The following is a 16400-nucleotide window of genomic DNA, read 5'->3' on the forward strand; positions in this document are numbered from 1 at the left end:
GGGACTGACCGCGGTGTCTCTCGCCATACACCGACCTGAAAGATCGAGTCGATTATGGATTCAAAGCAAATCACTGGACCTGCAATACCAAGCGATGTTGGATTCAGCGCAAATCGTTCAAGTCGGCGTAAATCTCAAATATCCCCCAATCGGTCCCCTCTACCTCTGGGAGAGGGCTAGGGTGAGGGCAAGCGGTCTCAAGCCCTAAGAAAGCTCTGCGCCAAGCACAACACTCAACGCACTACGCGCATCATCCAACTGCACCAACGTCGCATGCCGGGCGCCCAGGGCATCGCGGTTCTCGATGGCGGTCAAGATCGCCTTGTGCCTGGGCAACGCCAGTTCATGCAGATTCGGCCGTTGATTGGAATGCTTCAACGCCTCGGCAATCGCTACCGCCAACATGTTGCACAGGTTCGCCAGCAGGTCATTGTGCGTCGCATCGGCGATGCGGCTATGGAAATCCAGGTCCGGCTGCAACAGCGCTTCCGGGGTCGGCGCGGCTTCCATGCGTTGGTAGGCTTCGTTGATCGCAGCGATGTCGGCATCGGTCGCATGCTGAGCGGCGAGGGCGGCGGCTGCCGGTTCGATGATGCTGCGCACGCTGGTCAGCACGTTGAAGAATTCATTCTGCGGGCTGCTTTGCATCAGCCAGTGCAGCACGTCCGGGTCGAGCATGTGCCATTCGCGGCGCGCCTTGACCACGGTGCCGACGCGCGGTTTGGAATACACCAGCCCCTTGGCCACCAGCACTCGGGTGGCCTCGCGCAACACCGGCCGACTGACCGCGTACTCCTCGCACAGCAGGGCTTCGGCGGGCAGTTTGTCGTCGGGCAAAAAGCGTCCGGAGACGATCTGCATGCCCAGTTCCTGGACGATGCGCGAGTGCATGCTTTTACGGTCGGAAGGTTTGCGGTAATCCATGGGGAGTGGCGCGATCCTGAGCGATGGAGATGCCGCGCATCATAGCAGGCACGGCGCAATCTTGAGGTAGGCAATGATCGTTCCCACGCTCTGCGTGGGAATGCCTCAAGGGGCGCTCCGCGTTCCAGCTATGAAAGGGACGCGGGGCGTCCCGGGCTGCATTCCCACGCGGAGCGTGGGAACGATCAGTGGGGTGTCAATGAGAGTGACGCGGAACCTCGGCGCCTCGGCAACCGACGAGGAAGTCAAAGTCGCAACCCTGATCCGCCTGCAGCACGTGGTCGATGTACAGCTGACGATAACCGCCCACCAACAACTGTTGCGGTGCTTGCAGATCGGCCATGCGTGCGGCCAGTTCAGCATCCGGAATGTCCAGATGCAGACGGCCGCTGGCACAATCGAGCTCGATCCAGTCGCCTTCTTTTACTGCCGCCAAAGGCCCGCCGGCTGCGGCTTCCGGGGCAACGTGCAAAACCACCGTGCCGTATGCCGTGCCGCTCATGCGTGCATCGGAAATACGCACCATGTCGGTCACGCCTTCTGCCAACAGCTTGGCCGGCAGGCCCATGTTGCCGACTTCAGCCATGCCCGGATAACCCTTCGGCCCGCAGTTTTTCATCACCAGAATCGAATCCTTATCGACGTCCAGCTCCGGATCGTTGATCCGCGCCTTGTACATGTCGAAGTTCTCGAACACCACCGCACGACCGCGATGCTGCATCAGTTCAGCAGTGGCGGCGGACGGCTTGAGCACCGCGCCCAACGGCGCCAGATTGCCGCGCAACACGCAGATGCCACCGTCAGCGCGAATCGGATTGTCGAGGGTGCGGATCACTTGGTCTTCGCCGTAGATCGGCGCGTCCTTGGTGTTTTCGCCGATGGACTTGCCGTTGACCGTCAGTGCATTCGGGTTGGGGATCAGATTGGCTTCGCCGAGGCGACGCAGTACCGCTGGCAAACCACCGGCGTAGTAGAACTCTTCCATCAGGAAACGCCCGGACGGTTGCAGGTCGACGATGGTCGGCATGCCGCGACCGATGCGGGTCCAGTCGTCCAGATCCAGCTCGACGCCGATGCGTCCGGCAATGGCTTTCAGGTGGATCACAGCGTTGGTCGAACCGCCGATGGCAGCGTTGACACGAATAGCGTTTTCGAAGGCTTCCTTGGTGAGGATCTTCGACAGCTTCAGGTCTTCACGCACCATCTCCACCGCACGCATGCCGGACATGTGCGCCAGCACATAACGGCGTGCATCCACAGCCGGAATCGCCGCGTTGTGCGGCAGCGAAGTGCCCAGCGCTTCAGCCATGCACGCCATGGTCGACGCGGTGCCCATGGTGTTGCAGGTGCCCGCCGAACGCGACATGCCGCCCTCGGCTGCGAGGAAGTCGTCGATGGTGATGGTGCCGGCCTTGACTTGTTCGCTGAGCTGCCAGACCACGGTGCCGGAACCGATGTCCTTGCCTTTGTGCTTGCCGTTGAGCATCGGCCCGCCGGTGACGACGATGGCCGGCACGTCGCAACTGGCCGCGCCCATCAGCAGTGCTGGAGTGGTTTTGTCGCAACCGGTGAGCAGCACTACGCCGTCGATCGGGTTGCCGCGAATCGCTTCTTCAACGTCCATGCTCGCCAGGTTGCGGGTGAGCATGGCGGTCGGGCGCAGGTTCGATTCGCCGTTGGAGAACACCGGAAACTCCACCGGAAAACCACCGGCCTCGATCACCCCGCGTTTGACGTGCTCCGCGATCTGGCGGAAGTGCGCGTTGCATGGGGTCAGTTCCGACCAGGTATTGCAGATGCCGATGATCGGCTTGCCGTGGAACTGATGGTCGGCGATGCCCTGATTCTTCATCCAGCTGCGGTACATGAAGCCGTTCTTGTCGGCCGTGCCAAACCATTGGGCGGAGCGCAGGGTGGGTTTCTTATCAGACATGATCGATTCTCTTATTGTAAGACTATTGTTTGCGAGCTGACGCTTAATCTAAGCTCAAAATCCGCGCTTTGGAAGTGTTGTTGGGTAATTAGTATTACTATATAGTCGTTTTCGACGGAGGGATGGCCCTGGCTGTTTTGGCGAGAGGCGTCCCCCGAGGTTCTATAAAAACAACAATCGGAGACCGATCTCATGAGCCAGGAATTGCGGCTTGTCCGGCGCATCACATTGAAACTGATTCCCTTCCTGATCCTGCTGTACCTGATCGCCTATGTGGATCGCTCCGCCGTCGGCTTCGCCAAGCTGCACATGGGCGCCGACATCGGCATCGGCGACGCCGCCTATGGCCTCGGTGCCGGGCTGTTTTTCATCGGCTACTTTCTTCTGGAAATTCCCAGCAACCTGATGCTCGAACGCTTCGGCGCGCGGCGCTGGTTCGCGCGGATCATGATCACCTGGGGCGCGATCACCATCGGCATGGCCTTTGTGCAAGGGCCGCACAGCTTCTATGTGATGCGTTTTCTGCTCGGCGCGGCCGAGGCGGGCTTCTTCCCCGGCGTGCTTTACTACATCACCCAGTGGTTCCCGGTGCGCCATCGCGGCAAGATCCTCGGCCTGTTCATCCTCTCGCAACCGATCGCGATGATGATCACCGGTCCCGTGTCCGGTGGCTTGCTGGGCATGGACGGCATCCTTGGTCTGCATGGCTGGCAGTGGCTGTTCATCGTCATCGGCACCCCGGCGATCCTGCTGACCTGGCCGGTCCTGCGCTGGCTGCCGGACGGCCCGCAGCAAGTGAAGTGGATGGATCAGGCGGAAAAAGACTGGCTGACCGGCGAACTGAAAAAGGACTTGCAGGAATACGGCCAGACCCGTCACGGCAACCCGCTGCATGCGCTGAAAGACAAACGCGTGTTGCTGCTGGCGCTGTTCTATCTGCCGGTGACCCTGAGCATTTATGGCCTCGGCCTGTGGCTGCCGACATTGATCAAACAGTTCGGCGGCAGCGATCTGGTCACCGGTTTCGTCTCTTCGGTGCCATACATTTTCGGGATCATCGGCCTGCTGATCATTCCGCGCAGCTCCGACCGCTTGAATGATCGCTACGGCCACTTGGCGGTGCTCTATGTGCTCGGTGCGCTGGGCCTGTTCCTCAGTGCCTGGCTGTCGCTGCCGGCGGCGCAACTGGCGGCGCTGTGTCTGGTGGCGTTCGCGTTGTTCTCGTGCACAGCGGTGTTCTGGACTTTGCCAGGGCGCTTCTTTGCTGGCGCCAGTGCAGCGGCGGGGATTGCCTTGATCAACTCGGTGGGCAACCTCGGCGGTTACATCGGGCCGTTCGTGATTGGCGCGTTGAAGGAATACACCGGCAATCTGGCGTCCGGCTTGTACTTCCTCTCGGGCGTGATGGTGTTCGGGCTGATTCTGACCGGCATCGTTTATCGCGTGCTGGAGCGCAAGCACGTGCTGCCCGTCGACCAGTTCGCAGCAAGTGCCCGTGGCGCGACCCGAACCTGACTGACCAACACTGGCCCCTGTGGGAGCGAGCCTGCTCGCGAAGAGGCCATCACATTCAACACTGTTGGTGACTGATACACCGCTTTCGCGAGCAGGCTCGCTCCCACAGGGGATAGCGGCGTTTTTGATGGAACAGGAGAAAATGATGCATCTGGTTCAATTCGAATTACCCAACGGCGAGCGCCGTGTCGGCGTGGTCGACAACGGTCAGGTCCGCGAAGTCCAGGACGCCCGCAGTGTCCGTGATCTGGCCTTGGCCGCAATCGAGGCCGGCAGCTCGCTTGAGCAGCAAGTGCAAAGCCTCGGCCTCGGCGCGAGCCACGACTACGCGCAGTTGCTCAAAGACCTGCGCATCCTTCCGCCACTGGATCACCCGGACCCGGCACACATGCTGGTCAGCGGTACTGGTCTGACCCATCTGGGCAGCGCTTCGGCCCGGGACAAGATGCACCAGCAGGCCGGCGATGAAACGGCGATGACCGACACCATGCGCATTTTCAAATGGGGCGTGGAGGGTGGCAAACCGGCGGCGGGGCAGGCCGGCGTGCAACCGGAATGGTTCTACAAGGGCGACGGCAGCATTGTCGTGCGTCCGGGGCAGCCGTTCCCGCTGCCGCCGTTTGCCGAAGACGCCGGCGAAGAGCCGGAGATGGCCGGCCTGTACGTCATCGGCAACGACGGCAAGCCGTATCGTCTCGGTTTCGCGGTGGGCAATGAGTTCTCTGACCACGTCATGGAACGCAAAAATTACCTGTACCTCGCGCACTCGAAATTGCGCAGTTGCAGTTATGGCCCGGAACTTCGTACCGGTGAATTGCCTCAACACCTTGCCGGCACCAGCCGAATCCTGCGTGACGGCGAAGTGCTCTGGCAGAACGAGTTCCTCAGCGGCGAGGCCAACATGTGCCACAGCCTGGCGAACCTTGAGTACCACCACTTCAAATACAGTCAGTTCCTGCGTCCGGGCGACGTGCACATTCACTTTTTCGGCACTGCGACCCTGTCGTTTGCCGACGGCATCCGCACCCAGCCGGGCGACACGTTCGAGATCAGCCAGGCCGACTTCGGCGCACCGCTGGTCAACGGTATCGCACCGGTTCAGGCTGCTTTTGAACCGGACAGCATCGGCACCCTTTAAGGAGATCCCATGACTCAGATTCTCGGTCACAACTACATCGGCGGTCAGCGCAGCGCCGCCGGCAGCGTCAAACTGCACTCGGTCGACGCCAGCACTGGCGAGGCCCTGCCGCACGATTTCATTCAGGCCACGGCCGAAGAAGTCGACGCCGCCGCCAAGGCCGCCGCTGCGGCTTACCCGACCTATCGCAGCCTCAGCGCCGAACGTCGCGCGCAGTTCCTCGATGCGGTCGCGGATGAGCTGGATGCGCTTGGCGACGATTTCGTTGCTGTGGTCTGCCGCGAAACCGCGCTGCCGGCCGGACGCATTCAGGGCGAGCGCGGTCGCACCAGCGGGCAGATGCGTCTGTTCGCCAAAGTCCTGCGTCGTGGTGATTTCTACGGCGCACGGATCGATCAGGCATTGCCGGATCGCCAGCCGCTGCCACGTCCGGATCTGCGTCAGTACCGCATCGGCCTCGGCCCGGTCGCCGTGTTTGGTGCCAGCAACTTCCCGCTGGCGTTCTCCACTGCCGGTGGCGATACCGCAGCAGCACTGGCCGCCGGTTGCCCGGTGGTATTCAAGGCGCACAGCGGCCACATGGCCACCGCTGAACTGGTCGCCGACGCGATCATTCGTGCCGCAGAAAAAACCGGTATGCCCGCCGGCGTGTTCAACATGATCTACGGTGGCGGCGTCGGTGAATGGCTGGTCAAGCATCCGGCGATTCAGGCCGTTGGTTTCACCGGTTCGCTGAAGGGCGGTCGCGCCTTGTGCGACATGGCTGCCGCACGTCCGCAACCGATCCCGGTGTTCGCCGAGATGTCGAGCATCAACCCGGTGATCGTGCTGCCGCAGGCACTGGCCACGCGTTCGGAAACCGTTGCGCGTGACCTCACCGCTTCGGTGGTTCAGGGTTGCGGTCAGTTCTGCACCAACCCGGGTCTGGTCATCGGTATTCGCTCTCCGCAGTTCAGCGCGTTTGTCCAACAAGTCGCCGCTGCAATCGGTGATCAACCGGCGCAAACCATGCTCAACGCCGGCACCCTCGGCAGCTATGGCAAAGGCCTGGAAAAGCTTCTGGCGCACAGCGGCATCGCGCATTTGGCCGGTAATCCGCAGCAGGGCAATCAGGCGCAGCCGCAGTTGTTCAAGGCCGATGTCAGCCTGTTGATCAACGGTGACGAAGTGCTGCAGGAAGAAGTGTTCGGCCCGACCACAGTAATCGTCGAAGTGGCCGATCAGGCACAACTGAGCGCGGCGCTGCATGGCCTGCACGGTCAACTGACCGCGACGATCATTGGTGAGCCGTCGGACTTCGAGCAATTCGCCGAACTGACGCCGCTGCTGGAACAGAAAGTCGGGCGCATCCTGCTCAACGGTTATCCGACCGGTGTCGAAGTGTGCGATTCGATGGTGCACGGCGGGCCGTACCCGGCGACGTCCGATGCGCGCGGCACGTCAGTGGGCACGCTGGCGATCGACCGCTTCCTGCGCCCGGTGTGCTTCCAGAACTACCCGGACAGCTTGCTGCCCGAACCACTGAAAAACGCCAACCCGCTGCGGATTCAGCGTTTGGTGGATGGCAAGCCATCGCGAGAGGCGATCTAGCCAACACCGCGTTTTTTTGTGTTGATCGTTCCCACGCTCTGCGTGGGAATGCAGCCCGGGACGCTCTGCGTCCCACTGGAACGCGGAGCGTCCCTTGAGGCATTCCCACGCGGAGCGTGGGAACGATCAGCTGGCACACCGCCTTCGCGAGCAGGCTCGCTCCCACAGAGGTTCCAGCAGGGGCCTTCGGATCACATTGGGCTATCATTGGCCCTTTCCCCCCTAGAAAGACTGTTTGCCATGACTGCCCAAACCCTTCTCAACGCCCTCGAACACTGCGGTATGGTCGAAATCGATGGCCTGCACGCCTTCGAATTCGCCCTCGACGAGGACGATAACCTGCACATCGAATGCATCGACGGCCGCGAAGCCAAGCACTGGCAATTCACCCCGGCGCAGGTCGCGCAAGCGACGTTCGCTGAGACGCTGCAGAGCTGGCTGATCGTTGGTTACGCCAGCGACACCAAGACCACGGGCGAGCATCGTCTGGTGTGCGTCGGCGACGTAGTCAGCAGCAGCGACGATGAGGATGACAATAATGAAGATGCGTAATTTCTGGCCTTTGCTGATGGCCGGCAGCGTCGGCGCGATGGGGCTTTCCAGCGCCTCTGCCGAAACCTTGCAATTGCTGGTCGGCTCCTACACCGCCGGTTCCAGCCAGGGCATCTACCGCATGCAGTTCGACAGTGCCACCGGCCAGATCGACGCCAAGCCGCTGCAAGTGGTCAAGACCGAAAACCCTTCGTGGCTGACCCTCTCGAAAGACCAGAAACGCCTGTTCGTGGTCAACGAAAACGGCCCGGGCCAGACCGATCCGGTCGGCCGCGTCAGCAGCTTCGCCATCGACCCGAAAACCCATGCGCTGAGCCTGATCAATCAAGTGCAGAGCCTCGGTAACGAGCCGACCCATTCCAGCCTCAGCGCAGATGCCAAACACCTGTTCGTCAGCAACTACTCGGTGATGGAAGATCCGGGCGGTACCCTGGCGGTATTGCCGGTCGATGCCGACGGCCAGCTGAAACCGGTGGTGCAGATGAGCGGCCACCCGGCCAGTCGGGTGAACCCTGAGCGTCAGGCTTCCAATCATGTGCACTCGACGGTGTCTTCGCCGGACGGGCGCTATGTGTTCTCCAATGATTTGGGCGCAGACAAGGTTTTCATCTATCAGTACGACCCGAAGGCCAACCCGCACTTGCCGCTAACCCCGGCGAAAACCGCCTCGGTAGCCTTGCCGGCCGGCAGTGGCCCGCGTCATCTGCTGTTCAGCGCTGACGGCAAACACGCTTGGCTGACCATGGAGATGAGTGCACAGGTCGCGGTGTTCGACTACAAGGACGGCGTACTGACCCAGACGCAACTGGTCGATCTGGCAGCGGGCCAGCCGACCTCGGACAAAGCCGGCGCGGCGCTGCATGCTTCGGCTGACGGCAAGTTTCTCTACGTGAGCAATCGCGGCACGGCCAATCAGCTCGTAGTGTTCAGCATTGATCCTGCGACCGGTCAGCTCAAAGAGCTGCAAAAGCGCTCGGTCGAGGGTGATCACCCGCGCGAGTTTGCCCTCGATCCGAGCGGTAAATTTGTCTTGATTGCCAACCAGAAGAGCAACCAGATCGTCGTCGTCGAGCGCGATGCCAAGACCGGTCTGCTGGGCAAAACCGTGCAAAAACTGCCGATCGACGCGCCAAGCGATCTGAAATTCCTGGTGCGACAATAAGCCACAGGCCCCGGTCTACGGGGCCTGCATCGTTGTATTAATTGCACTGATATCGGCTAATGCTACAAAAGATTTCAAGCGAGTAACCCTCGAGCGTTACGTTTGTTTCACAGCCCGCCGGGCAAACCAAGCAAACGAACACGAGGGTTACTGCCATGAACTTCAATCTCTTCTCCGTCATCGCCGCTTCCGCCATTTCTGCCACCGTGGTATTGCCAGCCGGTGCCAACGTCGAAATCGCCAGCAAAAAATCCCACACCCAGAGCTACACCCAGAAATACCTGCAACAAAGCGCCAACTTCTACGCCGCGCTGGATCACAAAACCCAAGCCTGAGCGCACCGTTCTCCTGTAGGAGCTGCCGAAGGCTGCGATCTCTTGATCTTCATCGTCAAAAGATCGCAGCCTTCGGCAGCTCCTACGCGCGCGCGTAATCTGATCGTTCCCACGCTCTGCGGGGGAACGCAGCCCGGGACGCTCTGCGTCCCATTGGAACGCGGAGCGTCCCTAGAGGCATTCCCACGCGGAGCGTGGGAACGATCAACGATCAAACAAGAGATCGCAGCCTTCGGCAGCTTCTACACGCGCGCGTTCTGCACGCATAGGTTTTCTCTCGCCGGCAAATAGAGCGTCTAAATAATCAACGAAGCTGATATTCACCATTGCAAACCCTGAGTGGTTGCTTCGGCTTTTTTGATTGATTCTGTGGCCATCGAAACCTTTGCCCACGGAGAACACCATGGCCAGCGCAATCCTCACTTCCGCCAAACGCGGCGCCTACCTGGCCATCGGTCTGTACCTGGCCGTGGTGCTGTTCGTCAGCATCGGCGCGCAGATGGAACACAGCTTCGACGCCCCGATCGACGTCGCCCACCCCGGCATCCAGTTCGAACTGCGCTCGCAAAGCGCGATGGTCGACAGGGCCGAACTCGCAGGAGTCGGCGGCGCATGAAAGGCTACAGACTCTGGGTCATCGCCAGCCTCGCGCTGATGACCAACGGCGCCTCACTCCTGGGGTTTGGCCAGGGCTCGGTGGGCGGCTTGGCCCGGGCCATAGAGGCCAACCACAACATCGCCCACAACATTGAACGCGCCAACACGCTGGGGCTGATGGCCGGCAATCCACCGGTCAAGGTCGCGGTGGATTTTCTCGGGCCGTTTGAAGTGGATTGCATGGCGCTGGGCATGTGCAACGCCCTGGCCTGACGAAGATCGTTCCCACGCTCTGCGTGGGAATGCCTCAAGGGACGCTCCGCGTTCCAATGGGACGCAGAGCGTCCCCGGCTGCATTCCCACGCGGAACGTGGGAACGATCAAAGGGACAGAGGGTTATTTTTTCATGATTGAGGTGAACAGCTCAGATTCGAGCAAGCGCTGCAACCAGGCCTGCAAGCGAAGATAAGGCGTCTGCGCAAACCACTCGCGATCAACATGAGCGAACTGTCGGACGAAGGGCAGCAGGGCGATGTCGGCGAGACTGAGCCGGTCACCCAGCAAATAGTCGTGGTCTGCGAGCGTCAGATCCAGATAGTGGGCGATCATCTCGCACTGCATGCGATAGACCTCCATCGGTTGCTCTGGATAACGCTCAGCGTATTTGTAGTGGTTCAACGAAGTCTTGAATCGTTGATCGTTCGTCTCGATCAGCATGTCCATGATGACGTCTGCTCCCGGATCATCCTTGTACAACCAATCATCCGGATCATTCTGCGCCAACGCCCAGCGCATGATCTGCAGACTCTCATCAATCACCACGCCATCGGCATTCAGCACCGGCACGGTGCCCTTGGGCGAGAGCGCGAGCATTTCCGCCGGCTTGTTCTTGAGGCTGACCTCAACGATCTCCACCGGCACGCCCGCATAACGCAGCGCCATTCGCGCACGCATGGCGTAAGGGCAGCGGCGGAAGGAATACAGCGTGTTCATTTCACCTCCAGCGTGCTCAAACCATTGCCCTGGCGCCGCACCTGAATCTGCACCGGGATCCGTTCGTGCATTTCCTGCACATGGGAAATCACCGCGACCTTGCGTCCCTGCGCCTGCAAGCCATCGAGCGCGTCCATGGCCAGTTGCAAGGATTCCGGGTCGAGGCTGCCAAAGCCTTCGTCGATAAACAGCGATTCGATTTTCAGCGTGCTCGACGCCATCGAGGCCAGACCCAGCGCAAGGGCGAGTGATACGAGGAACGTCTCGCCGCCCGACAACGAATGCACCGAGCGCAGTTCGTCGCCCATTTCCGTGTCCATCACCAGCAGGCCGAGCATGCTGCCGCCGCGTTTGAGGCGATAGCGTTTGACCAGTTGGCGCAGCTGCGCGTTGGCGTGATGTACCAGCAGATCGAGGTTGTAGGCCTGGGCGATCTTGCGGAAGGTGTCGCCGGTGGCCGAGCCGATCAAGGCACTGAGTCGCGCCCAGCGCTGGTACTCGGCATAGGCGTCGGCGATCTGCTGGGCTAGCGCCTGATTGGCGTTCTGCCGGCGCTGGTCTTCCGCCTGTTCGGCGCGCAGTTCGGCGCACTGCTGCTCGCTGACGGCGAACTGGTTTTGCAGCTCGGCGAGGGCGCTGTCCAGCTGTTCGGCGTCAAGATTGCCGTCCTGCCGGGTCTGGTGATCGAGCAGACGCTGATCGCGCTCCTGCAACAGGACCTGGGCCTGTTCGATGGCTTTTTCGTTGTGCTGAAGGGTTTGGCGCAGCTCGGCGACTTGCGCGTCATCGAAGCGCAGCAAGTCTTCGAGGCCGCCGTCATCCAGTTCCGGATGGCTGGCGCGCCAATCGGCGATCTTGCCGGCGAGTACCAGGTCTTCAGCTTGCAGTGCTTGCAGGCGTTCCTGTTGGGCCTTGAGCTCAGCGGCGATCTGCACCAGCTGCGTGCGCACGCTTTGCAGCTCTTCAGCGGTGCTGGTTTCCGCGCTACGTGCCTGTTCCACCGCGTTTTCCAGTTGCTGCTGCCAATGCTCGGCGCTGCTGTGCTCGCCAAGTAACTGCGCGAGTTTTTCCTGACAGCTTTGCTGCTGCTCGGTCAACGCCGTGAATTGCTGTTCGGCACTGTGCAGCTGCTGAGTGCGCAGCTGCTGGCGATCCTGCTCTTTCTCCAGCGTCTGCTGGCGTTGCTGCTGTTCGCTCAGCTCTTCCTTTTGCTGTTCGAGCTGGGTCAAACGCTCGGCGATCTGCCGGTCCAGCTGCATGAACGTTGCCGCCGGCTCCAGGCGCAAGGCCTCAAGTGTGTCGGCGGGCAGCAGCGGGCCGAACGCGCTGAGTTCTTCCTCAAGGCGCTGACGGTCGCTGTTGAGTTCATGCTGCTGATGGCTCAGCTGTTGCGCCGCTTGCTGATGCGCCACTTCAGCCTGACGCAATTGCTGCGATAAGCGCGCAGCGTCCTGTTGCAAGGTGAGCAGCGCACTTTGGCGTTGTTCGTCCTGAGTGATGCTCTGGTTCAACTGCTCGGTCTGGCGGCTGAGCCAGGCGTCGCGTTTGTCGGCGTCCTGATTGAACAGTTGCGCGGCCAGCGGATGCGCGTCGAGGCTTGGGGCCAAGGCTTGTTGCTGCGCCGCGAGTTGTTCCTGTTGCTGCAGCAGCTCTTTCTGTTGTGCGATCACGCCACCGACTTCGCCGCGCAGCTCGATCAGTTTTTCCTTGAGCTGATCGACCACTTGCTGGGCGTTGGCCTGCTCGTTTTCATCGTGACGGCCAAGGCTTTGCAACAGCGCTTCGGGCTGGTGATAGGGATGCTCGTTGCTGCCGCAGACCGGGCAGGGCTGATCGTCCTGCAACTGCGCGCGCAACTCTTCGACACTGGCACTGCGCGCTAGCCGCTGACGCTCTAGCAGCTCGCGAGTGACATTGAGGGTCTGCTCGGCGACGGTCAGTTCGGCCTTGGTTTTCACACCGTCCTGGGTCAAGCGTTCGCGTTGCTGCTGCGCGTCGAGCTGGCGTTGTTGCAACTCGGCGCTGCGCTTGTCCAGATCCTGCTGAGACGCCCACAGGCGCGACAGGTCTTCGATTGCGCGCAGCTGTTTGCGGTTGTCCTGCAGCAAGGTGCCGAGCAGGCCGATCTGTTCGGCGACTGCGTCCGGCTCTGCGCCAGCCTCTTTGAACAGCACTTCCAGTTGCTGTTTGTGCGAGGCCAGTTGCTCAGCACTGTGCGCGGCGTTCCGTTCGAGGGACGCCAGTTCGCTCTGGCCCTTGTTCAAGCGGTTGCCGATCAGCATCAGCTGTTGCAGACGATCGCGATAGGCGCTCCAGGCATCGCTCAACGGCGCCAGATGCGCACTCTGCTCAAGCTCGGTGGCGATGCGTTGCAAACGCTCGGCGACCTCAGCCTGTTTTTCCTGCAAGGCCTGAATCGCGCTCTGGCCATCCTTGAACGCTTGCTCGGCGGTTTGTCGGGCTTCGGCGCTGCTGGCAGTGTCCTTGATCAGGCGGGCGAGGGTGCTTTGCTCTTCGAATGCCTGACGCAGCAACGGCGCATTTTCGCTCTGGCGTTGTTGCGCTGCGCTCAGGGCGACTTTCGCTGCGCCGAGGTTCTGTTCCAGCTCCGTCTGGCGTTCGCCCAGCGCCGCGTGTTGTTGGGTGTGCGCGGCAATCTGCGTCGCCAGTGGCGTCAGCAGCGCATCGAGCTCAGCCTTGCGCGCGAACTGATGACGCTGCGGGCCAAGCTGTTCCAGACGCGTCAGTTTTACCCGCTCGCCGGCCAGTGCCTGCCATTGCTGTTGCGCGGCTTGCAGTTGTTCGCTGGCGGCTTTTTGCGCGTCCTGCAACTGACGCAAATCCGTCAGCCAACCGTGTTGTTGCTCAAGCTGTTTGAGCTGCGCTTGTTGCGCCTTCATCTGTTGCTGCGCGGTGTTGAAACGCTCGTCGAGTTCGGCGCGTGCTTCCGGTGCCAGCGGCGTCACGCCGGTAGCCTGATCCTGCAACAGCTTGTGCGCTTCGCGGGCCTCTTTGGTCTTGTCGAAGGCGCGGCGGCCGAGGCGGGTGTAGAGCGCGGTGTCGGTGAGTTTTTCCAGCAGTTCACTGCGGTCGTTGTCGTCAGCCTTGAGGAACGCGCTGAACTCGCTCTGCGCCAGCAGCACAGCGCGAGTGAACTGTTCAAAGTTCAGGCCCAGCGCGGCTTCCAGCTGGGTTTTGTATTCGCCTTTCTGGCTGGCGAGCAGTTGATCCTGATCGATGTCGCGCAGGCTCTGCCGGCTCGCTTGCAACTTGCCGCCAGCCTTCTCGCGAGCACGATTGGCTTCCCAGCGCGCGCGATAGCGGCGGCCATCGACGCCGACAAAATCCACTTCGGCATAGCCTTCACCGGTGCCGCGTCGCAGCAAGGTGCGCGGGTCGCCAGTGGCGATTTCACCGTCAGCATCCGGGACTTTCGCATCTCGGCCGGTGTTGTTCAGGCGCGGCACAGCGCCAAACAGTGCCAGGCACAAGGCATCGAGCAATGTGCTTTTGCCGGCGCCGGTGGGGCCGGTGATTGCGAACAGACCGGCGCTGGCCAGCGGGTCAGCGGTGAAATCAATCTCGAACGGCCCGGCCAGCGAGGCCAGGTTCTTCAAACGAATGGCGAGAATCTTCATGGCTGCTCGCCCTCCAGTTGCACGTCCTGCAGCAGTTCAGCGAAGTCCTTGAGCGTCTGCTCGTCGACCTCGCTGCCGTAGTTGTCGAGCCAGGCGCGGCTGAACAATTCCTGCGGGGTGAGCTGGTCGAGTTCGATCAGCGTGCTGCCGTCATCGCTGCCATCGGCACCACGATTGCCGGCGTATTCAGCGGCGATGCGCACCAGTCGCACGGCTTTGCCTTGCAGCGCAGTTTCCACCTGATGGCGCAGATCCGGCTGCGGCTCGTCGAGGGTGACGCGCACTTCCAGCCACGGTTGCCGTTGGGTTTCGGCGAGCAGGTCGATGTTCGGCAGATCGGCCAGTTGCAGCAGGATCTCGGCCAGCGGTGCCGGGCCGATGCGTTGCAGGTTGACCGAGCGCGGAATCAGTTTCGGCTCGACGCTGACCAGTGTTTCACCGTCGAGGACCACATCGAGAATCTGATGCTGATAACCGATTTCGGAGAACGACAGCGGAATCGGCGAGCCGCTGTAGCGGATGCGCTCCTCACCATTGACCTTCTGCGGCTTGTGCAAATGGCCGAGGGCGACATAGCTGATGCTTTCGCCGAACAGGCTGGCGGGCAGCGCTTCGGCATTGCCGATGATCAGGCTGCGCTCGGAATCCTCCGACACCGAACCCCCGGCCATGTGCGCGTGGCTGATAGCGATCAACGCCTGCCCGGGCTGGCGCTTGGCATTCGCCGCCGCGATCAGCCACGCATGTACCTGACCGATGCCGCGCAAATAGTTGTCACCCAGATGCGCGCCAGTGACTTCCGCCGGGCGCAAGAACGGCAGCGCCAGACACCACGCGGCGATTTCTCCCTGCGCATTCGGCAGCGGCAGCAGCAGGCGCTCGGCGTCGAGCTGCCCGTCATCCAGCCACAGCACCCGACCCAACGCGTGAGTGCGCAAACGCCGCATCAACGGCGCCGGCAGCTCGATCCGCGAGCCGGAATCATGGTTGCCGGCGATCATCACGATTGTCAGCAACGGCTGCTGTTCGTGAGCGCTGACGATGAAGTCGTAGAGGCGTTCCTGCGCTTTGACCGGCGGATTGACCGTATCGAAGATGTCCCCGGCGATCAGCAGCACATCCGGCTGCGCCAAGTGCAACTGGCGCAGCAGCCATTCGAGAAAACACGCGTGCTCGAAATCGCGCTCCTGGCCGTGCAGGTTTTGCCCAAGGTGCCAGTCGGAGGTGTGGAACAGACGCAAGGTGGACTCCGCTACAGAAAAGAGGTGATGGCCGCAGATGAAATGAGGGCGGCGAAAGAGGGGAGAGTTTACAGATTATTGCGCCGGTGGAGCTTGTCCCAGCGGAACGCCGCAGGGCATTTCGACGATTCGCTCGTTGACGCCCTTACAGCGGCTACCTAATATCGAGCCATCGTATTGATATCATCTCGGTCGCAAGCGTTACGTCCAGTCTTCAGCGTTATTCGATAAAGCCGACGCCGGAAGATCGAGTGGGGAGCCAATGTAATGCAAGTGATCAACTCTATACCATGGGTTATCGACACAGAACCCTTCGACACATGGAAGCAGCAGTGGTCGAATCAGGAAGGCCTGGATATTCATTCGTATATCCACGACCAATGCCACCCGGAACAGATATTGATATTTTCCACGTTGCTGTTCCCGACGTTCATCGTGTCTGAGGGAGGCGTCTTCCTCGAGCGGAATTTTTCACATGAAGCGTTCGCGCGCTGCGTGAACCTGGCCGCTGGCGACATGGTGGAGGTTGAGCGGCTTATGAATTATGTGAAGATTTATGATGTTTTTGGCCAATACGGAAATGGTGTATCGCCGAGAATATTTCTTCAACTGTGCGAGATGATCGGGTTTGCCTGGCGAATGGTGTTGAAGGAGAAATTCCCGGACACATTATTCACTGTCGAGGTGTCGAACTCGGATGATGATTACGGCCCGGTGGTTACGATTTATCAGGTGAAACAATGATTGATCCCTTCCCAACACTCGCTGATGAAAGATTTTTG

General features: G+C 61.0%; 15 protein-coding genes. 9 read left to right on the forward strand and 6 right to left on the reverse strand.

What is annotated here, in order from left to right; genetic code table 11:
* Positions 1-204: 204 nt before the first annotated feature.
* Positions 205-924, reverse strand: a complete 720-nt coding sequence (locus ACYSTU_RS14265; RefSeq protein ID WP_024013185.1) for a FadR/GntR family transcriptional regulator — start codon at positions 922-924, stop codon at positions 205-207.
* Positions 925-1120: 196 nt separating this feature from the next.
* Positions 1121-2857, reverse strand: coding sequence for an IlvD/Edd family dehydratase (locus ACYSTU_RS14270; RefSeq protein ID WP_024013184.1), 1737 nt, complete (start codon positions 2855-2857; stop codon positions 1121-1123).
* Positions 2858-3049: 192 nt separating this feature from the next.
* Between ACYSTU_RS14270 and ACYSTU_RS14275 the strand changes: the two genes are divergently transcribed.
* From ACYSTU_RS14275 to ACYSTU_RS14300, 6 genes are all read left to right on the forward strand, one after another.
* On the forward strand, positions 3050-4372 hold the full coding sequence (locus ACYSTU_RS14275) for an MFS transporter (protein WP_130911257.1): 1323 nt from the start codon (positions 3050-3052) through the stop codon (positions 4370-4372).
* A 145-nt stretch (positions 4373-4517) separates the two neighbouring features.
* A complete protein-coding gene (gene araD1, locus ACYSTU_RS14280) occupies positions 4518-5510 on the forward strand; it encodes an AraD1 family protein (protein ID WP_498999457.1) in 993 nt (330 codons plus the stop codon).
* A gap of 9 nt (positions 5511-5519) precedes the next feature.
* The gene (locus ACYSTU_RS14285; protein ID WP_137214978.1) at positions 5520-7100 is read left to right on the forward strand and encodes an aldehyde dehydrogenase (NADP(+)); all 1581 of its coding nucleotides are present in this window, start codon (positions 5520-5522) and stop codon (positions 7098-7100) included.
* Between the two features lie 240 nt (positions 7101-7340).
* Entirely contained in the window at positions 7341-7652 is a 312-nt protein-coding gene (locus ACYSTU_RS14290; RefSeq protein WP_206422032.1) for a DUF5629 family protein, read from the forward strand.
* Positions 7639-8814: a lactonase family protein gene (locus ACYSTU_RS14295; RefSeq protein WP_498999461.1), complete on the forward strand. Its 1176-nt coding sequence runs from the start codon at positions 7639-7641 to the stop codon at positions 8812-8814. The genes ACYSTU_RS14290 and ACYSTU_RS14295 overlap by 14 nt, the downstream gene beginning before the upstream one ends.
* Before the next feature lie 155 nt (positions 8815-8969).
* Positions 8970-9149: a hypothetical protein gene (locus tag ACYSTU_RS14300; RefSeq protein ID WP_016775003.1), complete on the forward strand. Its 180-nt coding sequence runs from the start codon at positions 8970-8972 to the stop codon at positions 9147-9149.
* A 204-nt stretch (positions 9150-9353) separates the two neighbouring features.
* Here ACYSTU_RS14300 and ACYSTU_RS14305 read toward each other — a convergent pair whose 3' ends face one another.
* A complete protein-coding gene (locus ACYSTU_RS14305; protein ID WP_498999464.1) occupies positions 9354-9554 on the reverse strand; it encodes a hypothetical protein in 201 nt (66 codons plus the stop codon).
* Between ACYSTU_RS14305 and ACYSTU_RS14310 the strand changes: the two genes are divergently transcribed.
* Both ACYSTU_RS14310 and ACYSTU_RS14315 read left to right on the forward strand, forming a co-directional pair.
* Positions 9553-9765, forward strand: coding sequence for a hypothetical protein (locus ACYSTU_RS14310; protein ID WP_039763920.1), 213 nt, complete (start codon positions 9553-9555; stop codon positions 9763-9765). The two genes, ACYSTU_RS14305 and ACYSTU_RS14310, sit on opposite strands and share 2 nt — an antisense overlap.
* Positions 9762-10019, forward strand: coding sequence for a hypothetical protein (locus ACYSTU_RS14315; protein WP_039763921.1), 258 nt, complete (start codon positions 9762-9764; stop codon positions 10017-10019). Before ACYSTU_RS14310 ends, ACYSTU_RS14315 begins: the two co-directional genes overlap by 4 nt.
* A 123-nt stretch (positions 10020-10142) precedes the next feature.
* Here ACYSTU_RS14315 and ACYSTU_RS14320 read toward each other — a convergent pair whose 3' ends face one another.
* From ACYSTU_RS14320 to ACYSTU_RS14330, 3 genes are read right to left on the reverse strand one after another with little or no spacing between them, the layout of a single operon-like run.
* Positions 10143-10739 (reverse strand): glutathione S-transferase, encoded by a 597-nt coding sequence (locus ACYSTU_RS14320; protein ID WP_498999469.1) that lies wholly within the window; start codon positions 10737-10739, stop codon positions 10143-10145.
* A complete protein-coding gene (locus ACYSTU_RS14325; protein ID WP_498999472.1) occupies positions 10736-14377 on the reverse strand; it encodes an AAA family ATPase in 3642 nt (1213 codons plus the stop codon). The genes ACYSTU_RS14320 and ACYSTU_RS14325 overlap by 4 nt, the downstream gene beginning before the upstream one ends.
* Complete coding sequence (locus tag ACYSTU_RS14330) at positions 14374-15618, reverse strand: exonuclease SbcCD subunit D C-terminal domain-containing protein (RefSeq protein WP_498999475.1); 1245 nt, start codon at positions 15616-15618, stop codon at positions 14374-14376. Before ACYSTU_RS14330 ends, ACYSTU_RS14325 begins: the two co-directional genes overlap by 4 nt.
* Before the next feature lie 267 nt (positions 15619-15885).
* Between ACYSTU_RS14330 and ACYSTU_RS14335 the strand changes: the two genes are divergently transcribed.
* Positions 15886-16362: a hypothetical protein gene (locus ACYSTU_RS14335; RefSeq protein ID WP_498999478.1), complete on the forward strand. Its 477-nt coding sequence runs from the start codon at positions 15886-15888 to the stop codon at positions 16360-16362.
* Positions 16363-16400 lie beyond the last annotated feature (38 nt).

It is taken from the genome of Pseudomonas glycinis (assembly GCF_054871425.1).